The 25,200-nt window shown below is 67.5% G+C and carries 26 protein-coding genes and 1 pseudogene; 14 read left to right on the forward strand and 13 right to left on the reverse strand.

What is annotated here, in order from left to right:
- Nucleotides 1-7: 7 nt before the first annotated feature.
- Together JRI60_RS34250 and JRI60_RS54975 are read right to left on the reverse strand one after the other, a co-directional pair.
- Complete coding sequence (locus tag JRI60_RS34250) at nt 8-763, reverse strand: DUF5953 family protein (protein ID WP_204220130.1); 756 nt, start codon at nt 761-763, stop codon at nt 8-10.
- A pseudogene (locus tag JRI60_RS54975) lies at nt 760-1,802 on the reverse strand (DUF6310 domain-containing protein). Before JRI60_RS54975 ends, JRI60_RS34250 begins: the two are co-directional and overlap by 4 nt.
- 417 nt (nt 1,803-2,219) lie before the next feature.
- Here JRI60_RS54975 and JRI60_RS34255 point away from each other — a divergent pair.
- The gene (locus JRI60_RS34255; protein ID WP_239469867.1) at nt 2,220-2,498 is read left to right on the forward strand and encodes a hypothetical protein; all 279 of its coding nucleotides are present in this window, start codon (nt 2,220-2,222) and stop codon (nt 2,496-2,498) included.
- A gap of 47 nt (nt 2,499-2,545) precedes the next feature.
- Here JRI60_RS34255 and JRI60_RS34260 read toward each other — a convergent pair whose 3' ends face one another.
- Nucleotides 2,546-3,691 (reverse strand): trans-sulfuration enzyme family protein, encoded by a 1,146-nt coding sequence (locus JRI60_RS34260; RefSeq protein ID WP_204220131.1) that lies wholly within the window; start codon nt 3,689-3,691, stop codon nt 2,546-2,548.
- A gap of 99 nt (nt 3,692-3,790) precedes the next feature.
- Nucleotides 3,791-4,111, reverse strand: a complete 321-nt coding sequence (gene sugE, locus JRI60_RS34265) for a quaternary ammonium compound efflux SMR transporter SugE (protein ID WP_204220132.1) — start codon at nt 4,109-4,111, stop codon at nt 3,791-3,793.
- A 563-nt stretch (nt 4,112-4,674) separates the two neighbouring features.
- On the opposite strand from sugE, the gene JRI60_RS34270 reads away from it, so the two are divergent.
- Entirely contained in the window at nt 4,675-5,124 is a 450-nt protein-coding gene (locus tag JRI60_RS34270; protein ID WP_204220133.1) for a hypothetical protein, read from the forward strand.
- Nucleotides 5,125-5,268: 144 nt separating this feature from the next.
- On the opposite strand, the gene JRI60_RS34275 is transcribed toward JRI60_RS34270, so the two are convergent.
- A complete protein-coding gene (locus JRI60_RS34275; RefSeq protein ID WP_204220134.1) occupies nt 5,269-5,724 on the reverse strand; it encodes an immunity 26/phosphotriesterase HocA family protein in 456 nt (151 codons plus the stop codon).
- 2 nt (nt 5,725-5,726) lie between these two features.
- A complete protein-coding gene (locus JRI60_RS34280; RefSeq protein WP_204220135.1) occupies nt 5,727-6,587 on the reverse strand; it encodes a hypothetical protein in 861 nt (286 codons plus the stop codon).
- A 269-nt stretch (nt 6,588-6,856) separates the two neighbouring features.
- On the opposite strand from JRI60_RS34280, the gene JRI60_RS34285 reads away from it, so the two are divergent.
- The 3 genes from JRI60_RS34285 (at nt 6,857) to JRI60_RS34295 (ending at nt 8,206) form a co-directional block, all read left to right on the forward strand.
- Nucleotides 6,857-7,345, forward strand: coding sequence for a hypothetical protein (locus tag JRI60_RS34285; protein ID WP_204220136.1), 489 nt, complete (start codon nt 6,857-6,859; stop codon nt 7,343-7,345).
- A gap of 52 nt (nt 7,346-7,397) precedes the next feature.
- Nucleotides 7,398-7,670: a hypothetical protein gene (locus tag JRI60_RS34290; RefSeq protein WP_204220137.1), complete on the forward strand. Its 273-nt coding sequence runs from the start codon at nt 7,398-7,400 to the stop codon at nt 7,668-7,670.
- A gap of 206 nt (nt 7,671-7,876) precedes the next feature.
- Complete coding sequence (locus JRI60_RS34295) at nt 7,877-8,206, forward strand: GNAT family N-acetyltransferase (protein ID WP_239470873.1); 330 nt, start codon at nt 7,877-7,879, stop codon at nt 8,204-8,206.
- A 1,295-nt stretch (nt 8,207-9,501) separates the two neighbouring features.
- On the opposite strand, the gene JRI60_RS34300 is transcribed toward JRI60_RS34295, so the two are convergent.
- Nucleotides 9,502-10,584, reverse strand: coding sequence for a DUF4388 domain-containing protein (locus JRI60_RS34300; protein ID WP_204220139.1), 1,083 nt, complete (start codon nt 10,582-10,584; stop codon nt 9,502-9,504).
- 33 nt (nt 10,585-10,617) lie between these two features.
- On the opposite strand from JRI60_RS34300, the gene JRI60_RS34305 reads away from it, so the two are divergent.
- The 3 genes from JRI60_RS34305 (at nt 10,618) to JRI60_RS34315 (ending at nt 13,417) form a co-directional block, all read left to right on the forward strand.
- Nucleotides 10,618-11,556 carry a metalloenzyme gene (locus JRI60_RS34305; protein WP_204220140.1) on the forward strand — a complete coding sequence of 313 codons (939 nt, stop codon included), beginning with the start codon at nt 10,618-10,620 and terminating at the stop codon, nt 11,554-11,556.
- Nucleotides 11,557-11,564: 8 nt separating this feature from the next.
- Complete coding sequence (locus JRI60_RS34310) at nt 11,565-12,437, forward strand: peptidase MA family metallohydrolase (protein WP_239469868.1); 873 nt, start codon at nt 11,565-11,567, stop codon at nt 12,435-12,437.
- Between the two features lie 161 nt (nt 12,438-12,598).
- Nucleotides 12,599-13,417 (forward strand): carboxypeptidase regulatory-like domain-containing protein, encoded by an 819-nt coding sequence (locus JRI60_RS34315; RefSeq protein ID WP_204220141.1) that lies wholly within the window; start codon nt 12,599-12,601, stop codon nt 13,415-13,417.
- Between the two features lie 33 nt (nt 13,418-13,450).
- Here the strand turns inward: JRI60_RS34315 and JRI60_RS34320 are convergent, their stop codons facing one another.
- Nucleotides 13,451-14,278 carry an Ig-like domain-containing protein gene (locus JRI60_RS34320; protein ID WP_204220142.1) on the reverse strand — a complete coding sequence of 276 codons (828 nt, stop codon included), beginning with the start codon at nt 14,276-14,278 and terminating at the stop codon, nt 13,451-13,453.
- A 273-nt stretch (nt 14,279-14,551) separates the two neighbouring features.
- On the opposite strand from JRI60_RS34320, the gene JRI60_RS34325 reads away from it, so the two are divergent.
- Both JRI60_RS34325 and JRI60_RS34330 read left to right on the forward strand, forming a co-directional pair.
- Nucleotides 14,552-16,150: a serine hydrolase domain-containing protein gene (locus JRI60_RS34325; protein WP_239469869.1), complete on the forward strand. Its 1,599-nt coding sequence runs from the start codon at nt 14,552-14,554 to the stop codon at nt 16,148-16,150.
- Nucleotides 16,151-16,164: 14 nt separating this feature from the next.
- On the forward strand, nt 16,165-16,830 hold the full coding sequence (locus JRI60_RS34330) for a pentapeptide repeat-containing protein (protein WP_204220143.1): 666 nt from the start codon (nt 16,165-16,167) through the stop codon (nt 16,828-16,830).
- Between the two features lie 4 nt (nt 16,831-16,834).
- Here the strand turns inward: JRI60_RS34330 and JRI60_RS34335 are convergent, their stop codons facing one another.
- Nucleotides 16,835-17,548, reverse strand: a complete 714-nt coding sequence (locus JRI60_RS34335; RefSeq protein WP_204220144.1) for an immunity 52 family protein — start codon at nt 17,546-17,548, stop codon at nt 16,835-16,837.
- 6 nt (nt 17,549-17,554) lie between these two features.
- A complete protein-coding gene (locus tag JRI60_RS34340; protein ID WP_204220145.1) occupies nt 17,555-19,171 on the reverse strand; it encodes a Tox-REase-5 domain-containing protein in 1,617 nt (538 codons plus the stop codon).
- A gap of 286 nt (nt 19,172-19,457) precedes the next feature.
- Here JRI60_RS34340 and JRI60_RS34345 point away from each other — a divergent pair, with 286 nt between their 5' ends.
- A complete protein-coding gene (locus JRI60_RS34345; protein ID WP_204220146.1) occupies nt 19,458-20,852 on the forward strand; it encodes a dihydrolipoyl dehydrogenase family protein in 1,395 nt (464 codons plus the stop codon).
- Here JRI60_RS34345 and JRI60_RS34350 read toward each other — a convergent pair.
- Complete coding sequence (locus JRI60_RS34350; RefSeq protein ID WP_204220147.1) at nt 20,840-21,337, reverse strand: VOC family protein; 498 nt, start codon at nt 21,335-21,337, stop codon at nt 20,840-20,842. The two genes, JRI60_RS34345 and JRI60_RS34350, sit on opposite strands and share 13 nt — an antisense overlap.
- Nucleotides 21,338-21,449: 112 nt before the next feature.
- Between JRI60_RS34350 and JRI60_RS34355 the strand changes: the two genes are divergently transcribed.
- The gene (locus tag JRI60_RS34355; RefSeq protein ID WP_204220148.1) at nt 21,450-21,791 is read left to right on the forward strand and encodes a DUF2845 domain-containing protein; all 342 of its coding nucleotides are present in this window, start codon (nt 21,450-21,452) and stop codon (nt 21,789-21,791) included.
- A gap of 3 nt (nt 21,792-21,794) precedes the next feature.
- On the opposite strand, the gene JRI60_RS34360 is transcribed toward JRI60_RS34355, so the two are convergent.
- Nucleotides 21,795-22,448 (reverse strand): NAD(P)-dependent oxidoreductase, encoded by a 654-nt coding sequence (locus JRI60_RS34360; RefSeq protein ID WP_204220149.1) that lies wholly within the window; start codon nt 22,446-22,448, stop codon nt 21,795-21,797.
- Between the two features lie 146 nt (nt 22,449-22,594).
- Nucleotides 22,595-23,905 (reverse strand): pectin acetylesterase-family hydrolase, encoded by a 1,311-nt coding sequence (locus JRI60_RS34365; RefSeq protein ID WP_204220150.1) that lies wholly within the window; start codon nt 23,903-23,905, stop codon nt 22,595-22,597.
- 127 nt (nt 23,906-24,032) lie between these two features.
- Between JRI60_RS34365 and JRI60_RS34370 the strand changes: the two genes are divergently transcribed.
- On the forward strand, nt 24,033-24,740 hold the full coding sequence (locus tag JRI60_RS34370; RefSeq protein ID WP_239469870.1) for a hypothetical protein: 708 nt from the start codon (nt 24,033-24,035) through the stop codon (nt 24,738-24,740).
- Nucleotides 24,741-24,830: 90 nt separating this feature from the next.
- Entirely contained in the window at nt 24,831-25,139 is a 309-nt protein-coding gene (locus JRI60_RS34375; RefSeq protein WP_204220151.1) for a hypothetical protein, read from the forward strand.
- Nucleotides 25,140-25,200 lie beyond the last annotated feature (61 nt).

Genomic DNA, 25,200 nt, shown 5'->3' on the forward strand with positions numbered 1-25,200 from the left:
AGCCACGTCACGTCTCTGCGCGCCCGCCGATCTCCGGGAATCGCTCGTAGGCCCATTTGAGCGCCTCCAGGTGGGCGGGGTTGTCCAGGTCGAGCGGCGCATCGGTGAGCCTCACCACCCACCCGCCCGACGCCGTCCGCCGGGCCCGTGTCAGCAGCTCCGCGTCGCGCGAGGCATCCGGAAAGCCGATGGCCTCCGCGCTGGCCGCGGACCAGTAGTTGATCCACCCAAGGTACCTGGGAACCTTGGGCGAGCGGATGTTCCAGGGGAGTTTGAGCGCCGGCAGCCCGTGCGGTGGTCGTTCCGGCCCCCCCGTCTTCGGGCCCGTCTGCGCCGCGATGACCTGCCTCACGGGGCCGGGCGCCACGACTCCCCACCGGGCACGCACGCCCTCCGCGACGTGCTCCAGCATGTCCGCTGCCGCAGCGACAACCGCCTCATCCTGCGGCAGCTTCGCGTGGACGATCAGCAGCGGCTCGCCCCCTGGACTCGCCCTCGCGCTCTCTCGCCGCCCATCCATCGTCACTGGGTAGCTCTCGTCCCCATTGCACAGCAACCCAAACTCTCCGTCCGCTGCCGACTCAGCCAGCCACGCCCCGCGCTGCGCAAGCGCGATGGGCCGCCCCGCCTCCGAGAGCCGCCACGCCAACCGCAACCCGGGGAGTGCCCGCTCCATCCCTTCAACGGCCGCGAGCGGGCGCCCGTCGTCGCTGGTGAGAGCTGGCGCGAAGACATGCAGATGTAGGCGAGCCCGAGTAGTCATCGTTTGCACCCTGTGACGACGATATCAAAGCTGTCGTCCTCCTCCAGCAGCGCGGCCTTTTGGGCCTCGCTGATCACCCCGACCTTGAAGGCATACCCACATGCCAGCGCGATGTCCCTGTATTCAGTGAACTCCTTAATCTCCTTACTCCGACCTGAAGCGCGTCGAAGTCCCTGCCATCTACCCGTGCATCCATCCCGGGCCAGCGGTTGGGCGGATACCAGTCGGCGCACTTGTTGTGCGCCTTGTCACCGCCTGAGTGCGGCACCGGAATGGCCTCGCACTTGCGGTCGCGCTCCCTGTCGGTGGGTTTGGGTGGCAGCGGGGGCGGCCAGTCCTCTCCCGATGGCTCCGGCTTCGGCCGCCGCTCTTTCTTGGGCTCCTGTGGGACGAGCTTCGTCTCTGCCACCGGCCGCGCTTCCGGCACAGGCCGCGTCTCCGGCACCGGCAGCGTAGGCGGGGGCCGCACCTGGGGGCGGCCCCTCTTCTCGTACGCCTCCAGGGCCTCGTGAATCGCGAATCCCACCACGACGACCCCGGTGACGATGATGGCTCCCACCACTATCTCCGGGGCCGACAGGACGCACAGCCCGACTCCCATGGCAGCGGCGCCGGCGGACGCCACCGCGCATTGCCCTGTGGTGTCCCGGAACCGCACCCGCTTGTGATCGAGCAATGGGTAGCACCGCTCCGCCAGCACCGGCCAGGGCTGGGAGGCCTCCTGGACAACGCACCGCCCCCCGTCCGTCCAGGGCAGCTTCGCCGCTCGCCGGAGGTTGGCGACCGCCAGATCCTCGCCTAAAGCATCGGACCAGTCCGCAGCCGCCATCTGATGCCCGCTACTCCGCCGCCAGCTCCGTGACGTGCCCGTGAGCGTGCCTCCCATCGGGTAGCTCGTCGCGCACGCCGTCTGCAGCCCGAGGAGCACCAGCGCCACTAAACGTGACGCCCACCACGGTTTGACCCGCGGACTCCGCCGGACCTCGAGCTGCGTACCGCCGCCCTCCCCCGCCCCAGGACTTGGGTACTCATTCGCCATGGCGCTGGCCTTCCCCCAGGTGAAACAATCCTGGAGGATAGGATGCGTGACGCCCAACCAGACAGGGGGGAGGAGACGCTCACGCGAGGCCGGGAAATGACTCGCCCCCCTTGACGGCACCCGCTCCCCTCGCTCCCGGTACACGGGACGATGCAACCCCTTGGGGCACACCCCTGCCCTGGCCTCCCTCGCATGAGGAGAGAAGCAGGGAGTTGGGGCGTGTTGACAGCGGCTGCGCCAGGGTAAGCACCACGCCCGCCAGACAGAGACGGTGTCAAAGGATTCGAAGCAAGGGGCTTGAGCGAGAACGATGCTCGGGCGTGGACGGGTAACCGACCGCTCTTCAAGTCTTTCCGAGGACTTGAAACTGGTCCACAGGATGCATCCGGCCTGATGACTCGTGCGTAGGGGATGGGGATGGGCTGGCCGCTGAGGATGTTCCAGGAGGAGGGCTTCTATTTCGTCACGTCCAGGTGCTTTCAGGGGCGGCTGCTACTGCATCCCAGCACGGAGGTGAACGAGGTGGTCGGTGGCGTGCTGGCGCGAGCCGTCCAGCAAAGCGCCGGCAATGTGCGGCTGCACACATTCACCTTCGCCTCCAACCACTTCCACCTGCTGGTATGGGCCCGGGGGGCAACGCTCGCCGGCTTCATGCAATACCTGCGCGCCAACCTCTCCAGGAAGGTGGGGCGCTGAACAGGTAGAGGTACGCCGGCTTGCTCGAGCGCGTCGGCCCGGGCGACCTACTCGTCTCGCAGGGCCGCTGCGAGGTCTTCCCAGAGCTCTTCGACATTCTCGATTCCGACGCTCAACCTGAGGAGTGATGGGGGCAGATGCTCCTGGCCGGGGATGCCTGCACGGCGTTCAATCGTCGACTCCACAGCCCCCAAGCTCGTGGCGTGATGAATGAGCCTGACCCGCGAACACACCTTGTCGGCCGCCGCAGCCTCGCCACGAACATCGAACGAGATGATGGTGCCGAAACCTTTCAACTGTTCGCGCGCAACCGAGTGCGTCGGGTGGCTGCTAAGTCCCGGGTACCGGACAAACGCGACACGAGGGTGCGCATGCAGGCGCTCAGCAAGGATCATCGCGTTGGCCTGGGCGCGTTCGAGCCTGAGCGCCATCGTGCGCGCACCACGCACCGCGAGGAATGACTCGAGTGCGCCGGGCGTAGCTCCGTTCAGCTCACGTGAGCGCCGCAAGGCTGCGCGGAGATCGTCACGTCTCACGGTGACCACCCCAGCGAGCAGGTCCGAGTGCCCACCGATGAACTTGGTTGCCGACTGGAAGGAGACGTCAGCGCCCAGCTCGAGCGGCCGCTGATTCAGGGAGGTCGCGAACGTATTGTCGATCGCCAAGAGGGCAGATGGCTTTCGGGCGGCCGAACAGATGGTGCGCACGTCGGCCACCGTCAGCAACGGGTTCGACGGAGATTCCAGCCAGATGAGATCTGCGTCCGCGCAAGCCCGCACCCACCCGGCTGTATCGTCAACGGCCAATCTGCGGAGACTCCAGAGGCCCTTCTGCTTCCCAAGTTCGGCGAGCCCGACCACGCCCTGGTAACAATCGTCTGGGATCACGACCTGCGCCCCGACGCGCAGTTGATCGAAGACTGCGGCGACACCAGCCATGCCTGAGGAGAATGCGACGGTGTGGCCTCCCTCCAGGAGTCCGACGATCTCCTCCAGCGCTTCCCACGTTGGCGTGCCGTCGTCTCGCGAGTAGGCACGCTCGGTGCCGAGGATGAAGTTCGAGGCGGGAACGGGCGGCTGGTTCAGCGGCGCCCCCGGGCGTCGGTCGCGTCCTGCCGCGACGAGCAATGACTCAGCGGACGAGATCTTCGCGAGAGGTAGGTCCGTGCTTATGCCCGCATCTTTGTTCTTCATGCTGCCTTCTTTCCTTATGGCCCGTGCCACTTACCAGAGACAATGACGACGACCTTCTCGGGAGTGAGGAGGTAGGTCTTCGAGAAATTCACGCAGCCGCTACGTGGTCGATGTCAGTTTCAAGCCAACGATCGACACCACGAGGAGCGCGACGAAGACGACGCGCAGCGGAGACATCGCCTCATCGAAGAGGACGACACCGCCGATGGCAGCACCGACCACGCCGATGCCGACCCAGACCGCGTACGCGGTTCCGATCGGAAGCGTGCGTGCGGCTCGTGCGAGCAAGACCATGCTCGCGACGATGGCCGTCCCGGTGATGATGCTCGGAACCGGACGCGTGAAGCCCTGCGTGTACTTGAGCCCGAGCGACCAGACGACTTCGAGAACACCAGCGAGCATCAGGACGAACCAAGCCATGGAACACCTCCCACGGCCCGTCGTTCCTTCCTGGTACGGGTCGCCCTCGTCAGGGCTCGAATGAGCAACAACGACCGTACCCATCGAAGCCCGCCGAGTCAACTCAGGTTGGGACCTCGTTCGTGAAGAGCACGGCCGCGTCTTCCGCGCCGAGATGGGTGAGGTAATATTTGAGCAGCTCCGCGTTCGCTGGAGTCATTTCCCTGGGCCTTGGCGGCCCTCAGCCGATTGAGCGTCGAGCGATCGAGCTTGTACCACCGAGGGGTGCCAGGACCGCCGCCCTCGACACATCGCAGCCAGCCCTTCTCGACCCAGGAGCCAGACCGAACGAACGCCGCAAGGCAGTGGCCGCTCCCATGCGCTGCCGTGCGTGGCGAATGCCATCCGCCGCGCCGGCTCCTGGGCTGCGACGTTGCACGGACCTACGCTTGCAATGCTCCCCGCATGCCCGATACGACGCGGACGCGGGCGGCCCGCGTCGTTTGCACGGCCCGCCACGTCGCCGCATCTGTCAGATTGTGCCCCGATTTTTCAAGGAAGGCCTGATTGTGAGACTGAGCACAGTGTTCGTTACCTTATCCACCGCCCTGTTGGTCGCCGCAGGTGCTCATGCAGAGCCAGTCGCGGTGCCGGCGGGCGCCGCCCCGCTTTTGACCCAGGTCCAGTTCGCCGGCCAGGCACTGCAACTGGGCGAACGCGATGGTCGCTGCGTGCTGCTGCGTGGCGAGACGTTGGTGATGCCGCTGGCGATCTCGGCGCCATGTGGGTTCAGTCCCGACCGCCGCGGCAAAGTGCGCATCGAGCCCTTCAATCGCGGCAGTAGCATCGTGTTGGTGGAGCACGTGCGGCCGGATCCGCGGATGGCCAGCGTGGATCGGCCTTCTTGCATCAGAGAGTCACAGGCGGTGCGCGAGATCCGCGGCGTGCTGGAAGCCGGTACCGTCATTCCTTCCAGCAGCTGTGGCCACGGACCGACGGATCAGAAGTTGTTCGTCGCCGGCTTCGACTGGTGAGTGGCCGCCGCGCAGCGTGCGCCGGTTCCAGCAAGGTGTAGTCGTTGGAAACAAAGGCGTCCGAGGGCCCGGCCCACGACGTCTCCAGGTTTCTCGGCCGGTTTTCCTCTCTTCTCTTAGCCGCGTCCGCTCCTGTGAGCGTGCCTATTTCAGGCGCACCATCAAGCGCTCCACCGTGGCGTTGGGCCGCCCCATGAAGGTGTCGAGCAGGCGTTCCTCAACCCCCACCTCTTCCCATACGACCAAGCGCTCAAGCCCGACACACTCTTGGGGTTCCGCACTTCTCTCATTGCCGACGGTGTCGAAGATCGTGCAGTCGCGAAAGTTCGCACGATCCTGCATGAACTGGACGATCGGTTGGGAGAACTGCTCCTCGAGTTCCCTCCACCCGATGAGTTCCCACGCCCTCTCCTCCATATGGCGGACAGCAATCTTGAAGAGGATGGGCTTGGAAGCGATCCGCTCCAGGTCGGAGTCCGGAGTGTTCGTCCTGTAATCGTAATAGGCATCATGCGGCAACTTGAGCACTCTGCCGTAGGCGAATGAGCCGTCAGCAAGAGGGACTCTCAAGAACGACCCGGGTTTGTAGATCCGCGGCATCCCTAATATCCCGTGTAAGGGTGAAGTTGGCCCCACAACGCCGAGGCGGCGTCGTGGAACCTTCTGCCTCGTGGATTGTCTTTCGCCACGCCGCGCACGGCATTCTCGGTGCGATAAGGCGCTCCGGTGTCAGCGCGGGCCCCTCCCAGGGAATCCATCAACTGCTGCTCTCTGCCGCGAATCCGCCAATACACAACGTCGTCATATCTCCGGTCATAGTCAACGGCAGTCCCGACATCGAACTTATCGACTTCCGCCTCGGTGAACACAGTGCCCTTGGGTTCGGTATTCTCGTCCAAGTGGTGATTCCTATCTCGAAGGAGCACCGCCAACGCGGCCTGAAGTCGAAGGGGCACAGCGAGCTCAACGATCATGCTCGTCCGCCCCACGTAGTAGCGGTGGGTCATCTTGTTGAGCTTCGTGTAGGTGACATAGATGCGCCCCAGCCTTTTCCCAACTTTCTCGTCGGGCTTCAGCCCGGCTGCTGCGCCAGGTGGAGGCGCCACGTCCGGGTATTGACCTTGAACCCACCCCTTCACGTCTCCGAAGTGTGTGCCGTAGTACTCGTCCGCGATCTCGATGGGGGTCTTCTCCCCATCCAGGGCCGCACGAGCCGTCAAGCAGACCAGCAACCCACTGCCCACGGCCGCGACGAACGCTCCCCCCACCACCACCGCCTCCCCTGCGGCACTGCCAGCCCCTACCTCCGCGCCCGCGCCTCCTTCAAGCACCAACCTGAGCACGCCCCGGGGAATGCCGTTCCCCAGCCCCTCACCCGACAGCCCTTTCAGGGCAGGGGCCGGACTTGGGGCAGGGGGAGCCACGGGCGAAGCCCCCGCCGCCGCGACAAGCACCACGTGCACACCCGCGCGAGCTGAGGATACCTCCTCCTTCCAGGCTCCGGCCGCCTCGTCACGGGACGGGACATAGGCACAGCGCCTCTGCGCATCCGGGGCATGACGGACGCTTGGAGCAGCGCCGCCACACCCCATCAGGGCCACGCAGAGCAGCACCAGTGAACAACGCATCACGTAGCACCTCGGGATGTGAGCTCCTTCCTTGAAGCGTTCAAATCTACGGAATCCTGTGAGTGACGCATAGGGCGGCCAGGGGAGGGAGCGGCGATGACTGCGTGCGTGCACCGGACCATATGGAGTGGTCCTTCGGCCAGCCGCCCATGCCGCCGCACTCGCTGGATGCGGTGCTGCGCTTCCGCCCGGCCTGGGTGGAGAACTGGTGGGAGGAGATTCCGGACCAGAAGCCGGGCACCGTGCTCCCCCTGCGCGCCCCCTCCGACGCGGAGGACGGCCGCATCAAGAGCTGGCGCAAGCGCGCGAGGGACGGAACCTTGCCGCCCGCGCTGCTGCTCTACGTGGACCTCCTCGGGAAGTGGCTCATGCTGGACGGGCATGACCGCATCCACGCGGCGCTGCTCGAAGGGCGGGAACCCCCGTTGATGGGACTGTGGCCCGTCGTGGAGACACGCCGCCCCAAGAGCAGGGTGCGCGAGGAGGGCGCGCTGATTGGCGCCGAAATCCAGCTGCGCGCTGGGACCACGCAGGCAGGGCCGGGCGCACAGCCGCCGCGTGTCGTGCCGGGCCTCGTCGCTCGCATTCCTTGACATCTGGCCAGCAGCAAGGACTCTGCGACCGTTGCCCTTTGCGCAAGCACATATGAACGACAACAACACGACTTCTCAGGGAGACCCCTGGGTCCACGCGGGTCTCCCGCGACACGCCGTCCGTGATGCCTCGGGAGCCGCGATCCTCACCTACTCGCTCTCCACGCGCGAGGGGCGGCCCTGGGCGGACCTCGCGTGGCGCGCACCGGGCGTGGACGCGACCCGCTGTGCCGATGTGCTGCTCGCGCCCCTTCATGGCTGGGCTCTCTCCACGGATGACGAGGCCCTCGCCCTGGCACTCATCGACCGGGGGCCCGGGTCGTGAGGCATGCGCACAGCTACTCCCGGGACCTGGGAGTTTCTCCCGCCGCCTCCTCGTGGGCCTTCCCCGAAGCGCCAGGAAGCTGCCGTCTCACTCCAATCGACCGGAGCGCCGAGGAACTGGTGCCCGCATTGCTCGCGGCCTACCCACCCGGCCACCCGGACCACTCCGGATGGACACCCGAGGAGGCACGACACGAGGTGGCGCGAATGCTCGCCGGAGAGGTACTCGGCCCTCTCCTGCCGTGCAGCGGCCTCGCTCTCGAGGGTGACACGGTTGTCGGCGCCTGCCTCGTCACCCTTCGTGAGGGGAGCCCTCCTCATGGAGGCCCGTGGGTGCTCGAGTTGTACCGGAACCCCGCGCCCCGGTATGCCGGCGTCGGGACCGCGCTGCTGCGCCGTGCCCTGTGGCTCTCGAATCGAGCGGAACCACCGGTGCTGAGCCTCGTCGTGAGCGATGGCAATCCGGCACGGCGGGTGTACGAGCGTCTCGGATTTCAACACGTGGGCTCCTCCCGGACACTCGAGCTGCCCACCTGACGAGTCATCGCTTATCAGACTCCCTCAGGTTCTCCGGTGAACCCAAAGCCCCAGCTCGGTGGAAGCGGGGAGAGTTCTCGACCCAGTTTCCTCTCTTCTCTTTCCCGCCGCGGGGCATGCCGGGCCTCGTCGCTCGCATTCTTTGACACCTGACCGGCGAGCCGGTGGAGCGGAGCACGCGAGACGGGCAACGTGTCAGCGCTCTGCGCGCGTCGTCCCGACTCCAAGTGGAACGGAACTGCCCGGCTGGGGGTCCATGAGCGGTGGACATCGCATCACCACGGGCAGGGCGAACATTTACGTCCTCTATGTAGTCGTGCTCTCTGCCAGCAGGAATGTAGGCACTGCGCTAAGCTTCGGGATGGAGGTGCTCATGAGGCCTTGCCCGTGTGCGGGAGCGAATGAGGCGTGCTATTTCTGCGGGGGCAAAGGGTTCGTTACTGACGCGGCCCGGTCCGCTCCTCCACCACGTGCAAGATCACAGAACCGTCCCAAGAAGATTGCTCAACCCAAAAGCACAGTCGTCGTTGCAGCGAACTCCGTGCCTCGACTGAACGTGCCCACAAAGGTTCGCAAAGCGCTCGAAGGTCCCAAGAGTCAGTGCCCAGGCTGTCGAGTCTGGATGACAAAACGAACCTTCAAGGAGCATCTCACGGCGTGCCCGAGGACATTTCTCTACGAGACGTGTAGTTCGTGCTCCAAACGTATACTACGATCGAAAATTCGGGCTCATGCAAAATCCTGTGCGAACCGACTTCTTTCAAAGCGACCAGCGGTGCCCCCAAGGCTCACGAGTCCCTCGACCGCTCAGGACCAAAAGCAATCTCGGAAACCCTGTCCGACGTGTGGTGCATCCGTGAAAGTCGCGCGCATGAAAAAGCACCTACGCAAAGTTCATGGGGTGCAAATCGTCGAAGCAGGCTCTGCGCCTGTTGTTCCTGCTGCTGTTCGGACTGGCCGCCGAATCGTGGTCGGGCGCGCATTACCAGTGAAAAAAGCGACCCCTCGCGAGCCCAGTAAGCCTGTTTCGAGCAACAAACATCGCGCGAAAGGAGTGAAGACGCGTACGGATGTGTTCGACCTCCCATCCAAACTGCTTCAATACGGTGGCGCATTTGACTCGAACAGACGGCGTCACTGACGCGCCAAAGAGTGTGGCGTGGAGAGATCGCACGACCACTGCAACGATCTAGTACCATGAGGTCACTTTGCTCGTTCCTCAAGGAGGATTTCCCCTCGAAGAAGCATAGCCGCCCTCGGCAAGTGACCGGGTAGAACCAAGTGACCAGGTCGTACTAGCGCAATTGCAACAGGCCCATCCGCATCAGCTTGGCCAGGGTCTTCAGCGTCTCCAGCTCGCGCGCGGGACTGGCCAGCACCAGCGTCGACACGTCCCACGAGCCGTTGACGAGCCCCGCCAGCTGCCGCTCCTCCTGCTTGAGCAGTGATTGCGCCTCCGGGTCCGGCCGCAGCAGCGGCACGGCCAGCGGCGGCAGCTCCGCGTACAGCGCCGCCACGTGCTCGCTCTGCACCATCCGCGCGAACTCGCGCACCCGCCGGTCCGCCGGGTCACTCGCCAGCAACGACGCACACACCAGCTCCGCCGCGTCGTACTGCCCCTCGCGCACCAGCACCGCGCCCTTCTCCAGCATGTCCGTCACCGGATCCACCACCACCTCCGGCGCCCCCTCCACCTCCACCTGCTTCGCCCTCAACAGCTCGAACACGCGGCGCGTCACCGACGAGCGCGACAGGCTCAGCGACAGCCTCAGCCGCCCCAGGTTCTGCCCTCCCGCGCACATCGTCAGGAGAATCCGGTGCAGCAGCGGCTGGCGCGGGCTTGGCTGCACCTTCGAGCGCACCGTCAACGCGTCCCCGGGCAGCACCCGGTCCACGTCCGGCTGCTCGTCCACCCACCGCAGCGACTCGAAGAGCAGCTCCCGGAGGCTCATCTCACAGGGCGCCCACTCCTCGCCCCCGCGGTCCAGGTCCTCCGTCCAGTGGAAGGCGCCATGCCCTCCCCGCGTCTGGTCCACCATGGAGCCGAACATCTCCTCGCGCACCAGCTCGCGCACCAGCTTCGGCTCCACCTTGTGGTTGCGCAGGACGGCGTCCACGTCCTCCCCCCCCGGTGGCAGTGCCTTGAGGCCCGCCAGCACCTCCGCGCCATCCGCCATCTTCGCCAGGGAGAGCACCCGGGCCACCCGGCCCCAGAGCCCCTCGTTGGCCACGGCCAGTACCTGTCCCGAGAGCAGGAAGAGCTTTCGCTCGCCTCCTTCCCAGGAGAGGAGCTGGAGCGTTCCCGTCTTCCGGGAGCTATCCAACCATTGGAGCAATTCAGGCAGGGGGAAGCTGGAGAAATCGCCGTGGAGGGCCATGGGGGTCTCCCATCGAGGATACAGTCGGGCGCCATGCGCGTCGCGGTCCTGTTCATCGATGGTGTTGGCATCGGACGAAACGAGCCGGAACAGAACCCCCTCGCCGGGAGGGAGCTCCTCCTCTCTCGGTTCCAGGACGCGCCCGGCGCCCCCCTCCCCGAGGGCGGCCAGTGCTTCCCAGTGGACACCACCTTCGGTGTCGCCGGGCGCCCGCAGTCCGCCTCCAACCAGACGGCCATCCTCACCGGCCAGCCCGCCCCCACCCTCATCGGCCGCCACGTGCTGGGCTACCCGGACAAGCCCCTGCGCGACATCCTCTCCCAGCACTCCATCATCAAGCGCCTGGTGGCCGCGGGCCGCACCGCCACCTTCGCCAACAGCTACCCCGTGGCCTACCTGGACGCGCTCAAGCTCCACCGGCGCCCCTCCACCAGCGGCCCCGAGTTCACCCTGCCCCCGGCCGCCCTGCGGCGCCTGAAGGCCTCGGCCACCACCCTGGCCTTCACCGCCGGTAACGTCGCCCTGCGCACCTTCGAGGACGCCCGGGCCGGCCACGGTCTCACCCATGACATCACCGGTGAGCGGGCCCGGGCCCGGGGCATGACCGCCGTCCCCCAGCGCACCCCGGCCGAGGCCGCCGAGGTCTTCTGGCGGGTGGCCGGCGAGGTGGACTTCACCTTCTTCGAGCACTACCTGGCGGACGAGGCCGGGCATGCCCGCGACTTCGCCGCCGCCCGCGAGGCCCTCGACACCTTCGATGCCTTCGCCCGGGCCGTCATCTCCACCCGTCCCCCCGAGGCGCGCGTGCTGGTGTGCAGCGACCATGGGAACGTGGAGGACTTGACTACCCGTTCACACACCCTCAATCCCGTCCCCGTGCTCTACTTCGGGCCGCCAGCGCCCGAGTTGGAGGCCCTGGCCACCGTGGCGGACGTGGGCCGCACGGTGCTCCGCTGGTTGGACGTGGAATGAGGAACTCGATGCGCGATGGCAGTGGGCTGGGAGGCGTGGGGCGGGTGGCGGTGGTGGCGTTGTGGCTGCTCCTCCCAGCATGTGCCGCGCCCAGGAGGCTGGCGACGCCCGAGGCGGCCCTCGAGTCCTCCATGGAGAGCCCCTCCGGTCTGTTCCGCATCGAGTACATCCGCGCGGACGCGAAGGACGCCGCCCGCATCCAAAAAGCCGTGGAGCACGCCCTGCCCCGGCTCGAGCGCTGGGGCACGCTGCGCGAGCCCATCACCCTCAAGGTGATGCCCGACCACGCGTCGCTGGAGGCCGCCACCGAGCAGCACGGCGTCGACTGGCTGCGCGCCTGGGGCCGCTACGACGAGCTGCTGGTGCAGGCCCCCTCCACCTGGGGACTGTCCGGTGCCACCCAGCCGCAGCTCAACGAGCTCATCCTCCACGAGCTCACCCACAACCTGATGTACCAGCTCGCGGCGGACCGGCTCGGCTGGTCGCGCAAGCAGATTCCCCTCTGGTTCCGCGAGGGCATGGCCTCATACACGGCGGAGCAGTCCTACCGGTGGGTGTCCCTGGAGGAGATCGCCCGCCACCTGGAGCGCTTCCCCGAGAGGGATCCCCTGCGCAATCCGGGCGAGCTGTACCGGGACGACTCCAACCTCCTCTACGGCGTGGCCCACCAGGCCTTCGCGTTCCTCCTGCAGCGCTACGGCGAGGACTCGGTGCGCGCCCTGCTGCGCGAGATGAAGGGCGGGAAGAACTTCCCGGAGGCCTTCGAGGCCGCGATCGGCCTGCCCCCGGATGCCTTCGTGCGCGACTTCACCCGCTACGTGCGCTGGCGCGGCTTCCGCAGCACGCGCGCGATGCCACGCGCCACGGAACCGCGGGACTGAACGGGAGCCCGCTACCTCGGGAGGCACCCGAGCACGTCCTCCTTCCCAGGCCCTACCTATTGGCTCCCAGACCCGCTTTTCTGTTACGACAGATACGGACCTTCCCCACCCAGGTTCGCGCTCCCCCCGGCGCGTACCGACAGTGTGAGGAGACTGCACAGATGAAGCTGCGTACGTTGGGCCTGACGGTACTCGGTGCCGTGGGACTCTCGGCCCTGACGGGCTGCAAGAAGGACGAGGCCCCTCCCGCCCCCGCCGTCCCCCAGGCCCCGGCCGAGGCCCCCATCAAGGCCGCGCCCCTGCCCGCCGACACGCCCCTGCCCCAGGACGAGGCCGCCCAGGCCCCCAAGGGCGGTGGCACCGTGCGCGGCGTCGTCACCTTCAAGGGCACTCCCCCCGCCGCCACCCCCATCATCCCCGGCACGGATCCGAACTGTGACGGCATGGACCTGGTGGAGCAGCCCGTGCACGTGCGGGAGGGCAAGCTGGCCAACGTCCTGGTGCGCGTGCAGGGCAACGTGCCCGGCCAGCCCACCACGCCGCCGAGCTCCATGGTGGTGGTGGACCAGAACCGGTGCACCTACCAGCCGCGCGTGCAGGGCGCCGTGAGCGGCCAGCCGCTGGTGTTCATGAACAGCGACGGCACGCTGCACAACGTGCGGGGCATGGCGGGAAGCAAGCAGCTCTTCAACGTGACCCAGCCGCCCCTCAAGACGCGGGAGGCCAGGCCTCCCCAGGACGCGGAGATCATCCGCCTCAAGTGCGACATCCACCCGTGGATGACGGCCTGGGTGGTGGTGAACCCCAACCCCTACTTCGCCACCTCCACCGAGGACGGCGCCTTCAGCCTCCAGGGCGTGCCGCCGGGGACGTACACCCTGGAGGCCTGGCACGAGACGCTCGGCACGAAGACGGCCCAGGTGACGGTGAAGGAAGGCGAGGAGGCCCAGGTCTCCTTCGAGTTCGTGGCCGCGAAGTAGTCGCGGCCACCGGGCCCCGCCCGCCCCTGCCGCCTACTTCTTCTTGATGGTCAGCTTGGTCTCGGCGGCCTTGCTGCCACCCTCGGCCTTGATCGTCACGGCGCCCGCCTTCACGGCCGTCACCTTGCCGGTGGCGTCCACGGTGGCGACCTTCTCGTCGCTGGTGGTGAAGGTGAAGGAGACGCCCTGGATGGCGGCGCCGTCGGTGGCCTTGGCGACCACGGCGAGCGAGGCGCTCTCACCGACCTTCAGGGTGGCCGGCACGGTCTCGAAGGCCACCGTGTCCACGTCGGGCAGCTTCACGGTGACGTCGAAGGCCTGCTTCAGCTTGCCGGAGGTCGCCGTCACGGACGCGGTGCCCACGCCCTTGGCCACCAGCTGATTGCCACTCACCTCCACCACGTTGGCGTCGGCGGCGGCGTACTCCAGCTTCGCGTCCTTCACGGGGCGGCTGGCGTCGTCCTGCACCTCGGCCTCGACCGTCGCCTGCGAGCCGATGCCCGTGAGCGTGAAGGGCGCGCCCTTGATGACGATGGCGGAGGGGATGACCACCTCCACCGGGGCCGAGGCGCTCTTCTCACCGGACTTCACGGTGATGGAGGCCGAGCCGCTCTTCACCGCCGTCACCTTGCCGGTGGCGTCCACGGTGGCCACCTGCGCGTCGCTGGTGACGAACTCGAACTGCGCCTTCTCCACGGGCTTGCCGTCCTCGGTAAGTCCGCGGGCCGACAGGGTGACGGCCTGGCCGGCCTCGGCCAGCTCCACCTTCGCCGGGGACACCTCGATCCGCTCCAGCTTCGCGCAGGCGGAAGCGAGCAGGACCACCGACGCGGCCATCAGGGGATTGATCAGTCGATTCATGATGAGTGGGCTCCAGGAACTTGGCGTTCCAATGACCTTGGGTGGTAAAACCCGCCACGCCCCAGCAAGGCTTGTTCCATTTGCGACATCCCTGGGGAGACCCGGGAGGCCGTGGAAAAAAGGGACAATCAACGCCACGCGTTGTCCTTTTTCTCCGCAGGTGCCCTCCCCGCTCGACATCGGGTAACGGTGGGAGCACAACCGCACGCGCCACATGAATCGCCACGACAGAGCCGACGAGACACACGCCGGGTCCGAGCCCCGGAGGGACACGTGGTGAAGGGCTGGTGTCTCCCCGTCCTCCTGTGGGGCCTCACGGTCTGGGCGGCGCCGCCGGGGATGCCGGTGTGCGAGCCACCCCGGCACTCCGCGCCCGAGGTGGAGCGGCCCTTCTCCGAGGAGGATCAACGGGCCCTCGACGCGCTGATCCGCGCGGAGCTGGCCCGGGAGCCGCACGTGGGGCTCGCGGTGGGTGTGCTGCGGGGCCCCCAGCGCTGGGTGGGCGCCTACGGACTGCGCGACGCGGCCCGAGGCCTGCCGGCGACGACCCGCACCACCTGGCGGATGGCCTCCATCACCAAGTCCTTCACCGCCGTGGCCGTGATGCAGCTGGTGGAGCGGGGGCTCATCGACCTGGACGCGGACATCCACACGCTGGTGCCCGCGTGGCCGGAGAAGCGCTGGCCGGTGACGGTGCGGCAACTGCTCGGACACCTGGGAGGCGTGACGAACTACGGCCGCTTCGGCCCGAGCCATGACACCGGGCCGCTCGACACCGAGGGCGCGGTCGCGCTCGTGTCGGGCTACGACCTGGAGGCCGAGCCCGGCACGCGCTTCATCTACAGCACCTGGGCGTACAACCTGCTCGGCGCGGCCATCGAGGGCGTGTCGGGCCAGTCCTATGGCGAGTACCTGCGGGAGCACGTCTTCGGACCCGCCGGCATGGAGCACGCACGGTTGGATGATCGCCGCACGCGCGACGAGCACCACGCGGCGGGCTACCGGCTCCGGGACGGACAGCGGGTGCCCTCCAAGGTCATCGACGTGTCCGGCCGTTTCGCCGGCGGAGGCACGCGCGCGTCGATCGAGGATCTGCTCGCCTTCGGTGGGGCCCTGCTCGACTACCGGCTGGTGTCGCGCGAGAGCACGGGGCGGATGCAGACGCCCATGAGCACCCGGGACGGGCACCTCACTGATTACGGCATGGGCTTCGCCACGTACCCGCTCCATGGCCATTACGTGGTGGCCCACTCGGGGGCACAGCCGGAGACGTCGACGCTGCTCCTGCTGCTGCCCGGGGAGGACGTGGCGATCGCGCTGGCGAGCAACGTGGAGGGCCAGGCCGCGTCGCTGCGGCGCGTCGCTCTCGGCATCATCGAATTGCTGCTCGAGGACGGAGGCCCCCGGCTGAGCGCGCGACTCCAGACGTCGGTGGACGCGGTGGTGAACGAGGGCCTGGGCCGCATCTACGGCTACGGGCTCGCGTACCACCACTGGGCCTCGCGAGGGCCGGGGACACTGCCCGGAACGGGCGGGCTGCCGGAGGCCTTCGAGCAGGTGACGAAGCTGCTGGATGCGACCGCCATCGCGAAGTCCCCGAACGCCACGCTCGAGCGCATCCGCTCCGCCCACGAGCCGCGCGAGGACTGGCTCTTCGTCCGGGTGGGCGCGCAGATGGCCCGGACGTTGGAGGAAGCACTGGGCCCCGAGCGGCTGCGCGGCTATTCCTCGCGAGGCGCGCTCGCATTCTTCAACGACTACCTGACCGTCTGCGAGTCGAAGGGCTGTCCGGAGCCGTTCCGTTTCAACGAGGCCCTCCGCGCGGACCTGCGCCGTTTCACCACGGGAAGCCACCGACCTCCCGCACACTGAGTCCGAACACCACCATGTCCACACAACCCGACAGGACGCTGACGGCCGAGCAACGACTCACGAAAGAGGACTCCTTCGAGAACGAGACGTTCGCCGATCTGGATCTCCAGGGATGCGACCTCGGCCAGAAGGAGTTCTACAAATGCACCTTCGAGCGGTGCCAGTTCCAGGAGAGCAACTGGAAGCGGAGCGTGCTCGAGGCGTGCGTCTTCAACGGGTGCGATCTCACCCGTGCGCAGTTCTCGCAGACGGCACTGCGGGGCGTGCGCTTCGAGGGCTCGAAGCTGATGGGGATCGACTGGACGAGCGTGTCGGCCAACCCCGAGCTGGCGTTCGAGGGGTGCGTCCTGCGCTACACCTCGTTCGTCGGCCTGAGCTTGAGGAAGACCCCCTTCCTGCGCTGCACCGCCCAGGAGGCGAACTTCTTCGACCTGGACCTGACGGATTCGGACTTCACCGGAACGGATCTCACGGGCAGCAACTTCCGGGGGTGCACGCTCACCCGGACGAACTTCTCGGACACGGTGGGCGCGTTCATCGACCCGGCGCGCAATCGACTCAAGGGCACCCGCGTTCCCGTCGAGACGGCGGTGATGCTGGCGCAGACGCTCGGAATGGTCGTCTCGGGATTCAACGAAGCCGTCGGGGCCGAGCGTGGTAGCCGGAAGAAGACCCGGTAACCCCTCAGCCCGCAATCCTCCTGAGCAAGCCTCGCGTCTCGATCGACTGCTGTACGCGCCGACCGAGGGCGAGGTGCTCGGGGATCCTTCCGCTGAGGCGCTCGGGAGTCAGAATGACGAGCGTCCCCTTCTCCTCCACCGGCTCCACACGCACGGGCTCCGCCAACGCTGGCACCTCACCCCGTTGGCGCGAGAAGTACGTCACCCACCCCACGAAGGTCCCGGCGGAGCCTTGTTCTGAAAGGCCGTCCCGGAAGTCCCCGGAGACGATGACACCCCAGTCCGGTTCCCACGCGAGCGCCATGGCCCGCATCACCCCGGCGAGTACTGGAGTCGTGAGCACTTTCTCACTGCCCGGCTCCTCCACGGGGAAATAGAGCAGCACGTGGTTCGAAGAACCTTCACCATGCGCCCCGCAGAAGAGCGTGACGGCTCCTCCCTGGTCCTCTTCCTCGTGCCCTGTCCATGCACCGAAGTAGAAGCCGTCCGTGCCATTCTGATACTTCTTCTTTCCGAAGAAGCGCACGAAGGTGTCGCGCGTGGGATCGAACCCGAGCTGGAGTCCCTTCTTCGTCGACTTCGTCTTCTCGTACCAACGAGCATAGGTCGGGTGACATCCCGCCAGCAGACGGAAGAAGGTCTCCGCCCGCTGAGCGCACTCCTCGGCCGATTCCTGACGACGCCCCCAGTAGGCGCCCGCGTAGTAGGTCTCTCTCATGGGTGCTCAAGCTCCGGGCAGCGGCAGCGTGTGTACGACCTCAATGCCCTCGATGTTGTTCTCCTTGAACAGCTTCTTGAGGATGGCAACCATCCGGTGCTCCGCGACATGCCATCGAACACGGAGTCCTCCGGCCAGCCTCAGCTGCCGTCTGGCCTGTTTCACCATGTCATCCGCACCCTCGTACATGAACCGGGCCTTGAGGTCCTTGTCGAACCACTTGTCGTATCCGCGAGCCTTGGCTTCGAGCAACGTGCCGGACTTTGGGTCATACCCGTCGTACTCCACGCAGTCCGCACCACGGCAGACCCTGTAGCACCAGCCCTTGGGCGCACCTGTCACCTGAGCCTGATAGGAACGAGCCTGCTCGGACATGCGAGAGGTGTCCTCCCCCCACTGCCCGGGACCGCCCACCGGTGGCCACCCTCCACCGTTCCCCGCGCCCTGAGCCCCCGTATGGGCCATGTGCAGCACATAGGTAGCGCTCAGCGCGTTCCCCGCGATGGCGACGGCACCACCCACGGGTACGGCCACCAGGCGCACCGCCAAGAGGCCGTCCCCCGAGAGCGACAGCAGTGGGACGGGAATGCTCCCCAGCTTCCCGCCCCAGGATGCCGCCTTCGCGGCACCCGCCCCCGAGGTGCCCACCATCAGCACGGCCCCCGTGACGAGTCGCGCGACGGTGCGCACCTTCTCCGCGTGGGGCTTGTGGCGGAATTCTTCCCAGAGCCGCGGCGAGTTCTCATAGAGCTGGCGCACCGCGCCTGGGAGTTGCGCCAGCCCCTCGAGCGTCTCGCCGGTGTAGAAAACGAGTCGATAGAGGCCTTCGACCATATCGACTACCGCCAGCACGGCGCCCTCGGCCACCGCGAGCCCTGCGTTGTCGTCCGGCTCGTAGAGGCCCGCTGGACGAGCTCCGTGCGGCACCTCGAGCGTTTCATCCACCGGGAAGAGGCGCCCACCGGCGATCGCATAGAACGGGCCCACCTCGAATCGGCCGGCTCGCAGCGTTCCGTCCTCGGCCAGCACCACGGGCCCGGCCTTCTGCACAGCAAGCCCCGAGGTAGCCTCCACCAGGTAGCCGTCCGGGCGTAGCACCAACAGTTGGGAGAAGCGGCGCATCCGTGCGTGCAGCTCGTCGCGTGACACCGGCGCTCCACCCATGGCCACCCCCAGCAGCAGGTGCGCCGCCATGCGCCTCAAGCCGAAGTTCCCCAACGTCACCGGCGTGGACAGCAGATGGGGCACCAGCTCCAGCGCCTGTTGCGGAGACAGCGTGCGCCCGTCCCTGGGCACCGCGGTGGTAGGAACCCCGGCCTGTACGAGGAAGCCCTGGAAGTAGTCGAGGGTGATGGGGATCTCGTAGGGCCGACCATCTCCCACCCCATCCGGCCATCCAAGGCCTGTCCCCTCCCTGTCCTCCGCAGCGGCACTCCCTCGCCTGTCCAGCGCGCCACCGACCACCTGCACGTCGGTGCCAGAAGAAGCCGGCTCCTCTCCGGATGCGTCGGCCATCGCACTGGCTGCCGCACCGGTCTTCGCCCCGCGCTCCGTTGCTTCCGCGCTCTCCAGGTGCGTCAGTCGCCGGTGGCGGAAACTGCTCCCCGTGATTCGGCCGTCCATGGGGTAGCCCGTGGCGCACGCGGCTTGCAGGACGAGAACGAGGACCGCCAGAGTGCCAGGCCCCCACCGTGGTCGACCCCACGAGCGCGTCCTCTGCACCTCGAGCTGCGTACCGCCGCCATCCCTCGTCCCAGGACTTCGATACTCATTGGGCATGACTGTGGCCTTTTCCCCAAAGGGCGAAGTGCCGTTGGGTGGATGAACACTCCGTCGCGCGGCGCATGGTGCCGCCGCTCGTTCGACCCTACTCCTTGGCTTTCGGGCAACCGAAGCACGGAGAGGGCACATGGCGGATGCATTCGACGTAGTGGTCATCGGCGGAGGCCCGGCCGGGGAGAACGCCGCGGGGCGGACCGCCGCGGGAGGACTCTCGACGGCCCTGGTGGAGACGGAGCGGCTCGGCGGCGAGTGCTCCTTCTGGGCCTGCATTCCCAGCAAGGCGCTGCTGCGGCCTCCGGAGGTGCACTGGATGGCGCGGCACTCGCCCGGCGTCCGCGAGTCGGTGAAGGGGCCGCTCGATGCGGCGAAGGTGCTCGCGCGCCGGGACGAGATGGTCCACGGCTACGACGACAGCTCGCAGGAGAAATGGGCGCGAGGCGCGAAGCTGGAGGTGGTGCGAGGTCACGGCCGGCTCGCGGGTCCGCGCAAGGTGGCGGTGACGCTGCGAGACGGGAGCACGCGCGAGCTGACGGCACGCCGGGCGGTGGTGCTGGCCACGGGCAGCCGGGCACGGATACCGGACATCCCCGGGCTGCGCGAGGCCCACCCGTGGACGAACCGCGAGGGCACCGGAGCGAAATCCGTTCCACGGCGGCTGGTGGTGCTGGGAGGCGGCGTGGTGGCGGCGGAGCTGGCACAGGCGTGGCGCGGGCTGGGCGCCGAGGAGGTGACGCTGGTGCAGAGAGGCCCCACCCTCCTGAATCGCCTGGAGCCCTTCGCCCGCGAGCTGGTGGAGAAGTCCCTGCGCGAGAGCGGCGTGACGGTGCGCACGAAGGCCCAGGCCACGCGCGTCCACCGCGCGGGTGGCAAGGGCGAGGTGACGGTGACACTCGACACGGGGGAAACACTGCGCGCGGACGAGCTGCTGGTGGCGCTGGGCCGGGAGGTGGCCACGCGGGACGTGGGGCTGGAGACGGTGGGGCTGACACCGGGCAAGCCGGTGGAGGTGGACGAGCAGCTGCGCGCCAGGGGGGTGGAGGGCGGCTGGCTGTACGCGTGCGGAGACGTGAACGGGCGCAACCTCCTCACGCACATGGGCAAGTACCAGGCCCGGCTGCTGGGGGACCACATCCTGGGCAAGCAGGTGGAGGCCTGGGCGGACCAGCGGGCCACGCCGCAGATCATCTTCACGCACCCGCAGGTGGCCGCGGTGGGGCTCACCGAGGACGAGGCCCGCGAGCGAGGCCTGCCCGTGCGCGCGGTGCAGGTGGGCCTGGACTCGGTGGCGGGCACGTCGCTGCTGGGCGACGGCTACGAGGGCGCGGTGAAGCTGGTGGTGGACGAGAAGCGGCGCGTCCTCCTCGGAGCCACCTTCGTGGGCCCCGAGGTGGGGGAGTTGCTGCACTCGGCCACCATCGCGGTAGCGGGCGAGGTGCCGCTCGACACCCTCTGGCACGCGGTGCCGGCGTTCCCCTCGGTGAGCGAGGTGTGGCTCCGGCTGCTGGAGGCCTACGGCTTGTGAGCGGCCGACGCCTTCGCGAGCGTGTCGAAGGCGGAGATGACCTCGGGAGGGGCCTGCACCAGTTCGATGAGCACGCCCTCTCCCCCGATGGGGAACTGATCGTTGCCCTTGGGGTGGATGAACGTCACGTCGAAGCCGGCGGCGCCCTTGCGGATGCCGCCGGGAGCGAAGCGCACGCCCTGCCCCTCGAGCCAGCCCACCGCGGCGCGCAGGTCATCCACCCAGAGGCCCAGGTGGTTGAGCGCGGGGTCGTGCACGCGCGGCTTCCCGTTCGGGTCCACCGGCTGCATCAGGTCCACCTCCACGCGGAACGGCCCGACACCGGCCACGATGATGTCCTCGTCGACGTTCTCGCGCTCGCTGCGATAGGTGCCGTGGGGCTCGAGGCCCAGCACGTCCACCCAGAGCTTGCGCAGGGGCGCCTTGTCGGGCCCGCCGATGGCCACCTGCTGGAGTCCCAGGATGCGAAACGGTCGTGTCGTCATGGCGGCACACCGTCGCACAGGTGAGGGTGCCGGGGGGTAGTGAATTTTCCTCGTGGACCCGACGTCATGCGCCGGGTTCATCCACCGCCCGACCTTCCACGGAGCATGTCCGATGCGAGTCCTGCTAGCGACCCTGACCCTCTCGTTCCTCCTCCTGCCCGCCCGCGGTGACGCGGCCACGCTGCGCTGCGGCAGCAACCTCGTCGCGGACGGTGCCTCCAAGACCGACGTCCTCTTGAAGTGCGGGGAGCCGTCGGCGAAGGAGAGTCGCACCGAGTCAGACGCCGTGAAACAGCGGCAGGGCGAGAAGAACGACTCCACCACCACCGAGCGGGTCGTCCAGAAGACCATCGAGGAGTGGACGTACAACTTCGGCTCCAACCGGCTGATCCAGGTGGCGGTGTTCGAGAACGGCAAGCTCGTCGACGTGCGGAGCGGCGGCTACGGGCGGTAGGCCTCAGCCCGACAGCGCGACCGACCGGTGGAGGAAGTCGTTCCCCGGGACCAGCGACGCCAGGAAGCGGCCCACGTCGCGGCGGGAAACAGTGCGGTGCCGCACCTGGCCCGTGGGAGAAGCCAGCACGTCATCCCGAGGCAGCTCGTTGGTGAGCCCCACCGGCTGGACGATGATCCAATCCAGGTCGCTGTTGCGCACGAGCTGCTCCTGGCGCTCCTTGTCGACGATCTGCTCCTTGAGCAGCAGCCGGTAGAACAGCTTGAAGAACCAGGGCAGCTTGTCGCGTGTCTCCCCCACTCCGTAGGCAGACACCACGACGAGCTTGCGCACCCCTTGATGGTGCATCGCCTGGATGATGTTGCGGGTGCCGCCGGAACAGACATGAGTGGGCGTGCGCGAGCGGTGGAGCAACCGCACCTTCAGCGGGTTGTCGTTCACCCCGAGTGCCACCACCACCGCGTTCTGCCCGGACACCGCGCGCTCCACGTCCTCGGGGCGCAGCGCGTCTCCCGAGACGAGGTGCAACCGCGCTGACGAGAGACCGAGCTGGTCGGCATGCCGCGAGAACGCCGTCACCTCGTGGCCGCCCTCCAGGAGCTCGCGCACCGTGGCCCGGCCCGTTCCACCTGTCGCACCGAAGACGATGACCTTCATGGCCCACCTCGCCCCCTTACCCTTGGGGACGACACGCGCGGAGGGCAACCCGTTGCACCCGAGCGGCCAGCCGCCGGAAAGGCGGCAGACCTCGTCCCCGGGGGCAGGGCGCCCTCCGCCACGTGCCGGGCCAGCGTCAGCCGACCTCAGCCCTCGAGCGCGCCATTGATGAGCGGCGCGAGGATGCCCATGCCGGGATCCTCGGCGTTGTAGCCGTTGGCCGGCTCGTAGATGCGGATGCGCTGGTTCTCGTTGATGAAGCGCTGCAGGAAGACGTCCATCGGCACGAACTCGCTGCGGCACTTGTAGCTCTGCCACGGCTCCGAGGCGTACTCGTACCAGTACTTCTTCTCCATCTTCTGGCAGGCGTGCGCGCCAACGAAGGTGATGATGGTGCTGCAGTGGCTGGCGTTGATCGCCCGCTCGTGCGGGATGAAGTAGCTGTAGTTGTTGTAGAGGTTCAGCTCGGCGACCAGCTTGTCCTGATCCTGCTTCCAGTAGCTGAGGACCGTCTCCTTGTCATTGGGCGTGTAGAAGCGCTCGTAGGAGAAGCGCGAGTAGTTGTAGTCGCGCGAGTAGGCCGTGTAGGCCAGCTGGTCGTTGGGGAACTCCATCGCCAGCATGCGGTTGATGGTGCCCATGTTGTTGCGGTCGAACGAGGCGGGCAGCTGGCTGAACACCGAGTCGAGCGACCACGACTGGCGGATCTTGTCGTGCAGCGGGCGCGAGCGATCATTGACGTTGGGCGCCAGGTAGATGGGGCCCGAGTCGTTCAGGAAATAGCCGCGCGCCGGGTTGATGCCGCGGCGCACGAAGTAGTACCCGGCCGAGGTGGCGGTACCGCCAGCGCTGAAGCCGGTGACCAGCAGCTTCTCCACGCTGGGGAACTGCTGCTTGGCGTAGTTGATGGCCGCGATCGAATTGGTATAGCCGGAGTGGTACCAGGTGAGCGGCGGCTGCTGCCCCGTCGTGTCCGTATAGGTGACGGTGTTGTTGCCCACGTGCACGTCGCCCGTGCAGTACGGCATGTAGACGATGTTCCAGTCCTTCGTCGCGATGTCCTTGCGGCTGCGGAAGGGAAGTCCCGGATCGGCGCCGTTCACGATCGGCGACACGTACTTCGCCGTGAACTGCGTCATGTAGTCGTCGGTGAGGCCATTGGGATTGGAGGCACCCAGGACGCCCGCGCGCCCGCTACAGGTGTCGTAGTCCCAGCACGCACCGCCACCCTCGAAGAAGAACAGCAGGTTCTTCGAGCCCGTCCCGCTCCGATGGACGAAGAACTTGTACTGCGAGCCATTGCCACACTTCGTTCCCGGCAACGTCACCTTCTCCCAGGTGTAGTTGTTGCCGCCGTCCACGAGCACATCGACGATGCCGGAGACCAGCACCTCGGCGCGAGCCGCGCCCGGTGCCGCCGTCGCGGCCAGAAGACCCATCAATACGTAGCTTTTCATTTCACTGCCTCCCAGGGGTAGTTTTGGGTGGGATACGAGATTATAACACCATCCGTGAAATAGCAGCATCTCCTGGCGCAACGCGGAATTCCAAGCTCACGGGTTGCGGAGCCGGAGGGGTACGGGTATGTCGTCCGGCATGGGCGCGAATACCCGGTGGAAGGCTCTGCCCTGGCTCGCCGCGTCAATCGCGGTCGCGCTGGTGGCCGTGCTGCTCGTCACGCAGCTGCGCGGTGGGAACGCCCCGGAGGACACGTCTGGCCTCGAGGAGAAGGTCGCGACGCCCGGACGGAGCTCGCCGTCTCCGGCGCTCCCGCCCCCAGGGCCCTCCGGTGCGCCGTCAGGCGTCGCCACCGTGAACGATGCGGGCGACACCTCGGGCCTGGTCTCCGAGGCGCCGCCCTCCGACGCTCCTCCCAACCAGCATCCGGTGGACGTGGAGAAGCTGCGCGAGCGGCTGCCCGGCAATCTCTATTGGGAGCTCGGCGCTCCGACGAAGGACCCGGAGGTCCTGCGCAAGCGCGCCGAGGAAAAACAGCGCTGGAACGCGCTCCTCGGCAAGGTGCAGTCGAACGAGGCCACCGAGGAGGAGATCCACCAGTACTACGACCACCGCCGCCAGGTATCGGAGGACTACATCGCGTTCGCGAGCCTGGTGCTCCAGGAGCACGGCGCCCAGCTCAGCGAACAGGAGCGGGGCCTGTACGAGCTGAGCATCCAGATGCACCGCACCCGCCTCTCGGAGCTCCCCCGCCAGGTCGACGACGCGCTCGCACGCGCGCGCCTCCAGGACCAGCGCCGCGAGAAGTGGCGCGGCGGCGGTAACGGCCCCTGAGGTTGCCCGTTCGTTCTTCGGGCATCCATCCAACCGGACTCCAGGGGCACTTTCCGCCAGCCCCAGGCGCCCTCACCCTTCAGGGCAGCCATGGATCTCACCGCCATTTCCGATGCTTCCGACAAGCGCCGCTGGCTCGTTCTCGCGGGCCTCGCCGCCGTTCCGGTGTACGTCCTCCCCGTGGGCCTCTGGGGAACTCGCGCGCTCTGGCCCCGAGTGCTGCGCGAAGCAGCCCGGGGCGCCGTTGCCCTGGGGATGCTGTCCCTCATCGGCATTGCCATTGGCCGGTTCGCCCGCGTGGAGGGCAAACAGCCAACCGGCGGCGACCGTTGGAAGCTGCCGCACTTCGGGCCGATCATGTCGGACGAGTTCGCCGCCTCGGCGGCCTCGGGTCACTGAGCCCCGAGCTCGTTTGAGCTCATAACTCGAACGCCACCGTCGAGCTTCTGACAGGACACCC

The organism is Archangium violaceum (assembly GCF_016887565.1).
Taxonomy (GTDB): Bacteria; Myxococcota; Myxococcia; order Myxococcales; family Myxococcaceae; genus Archangium; species Archangium violaceum_B.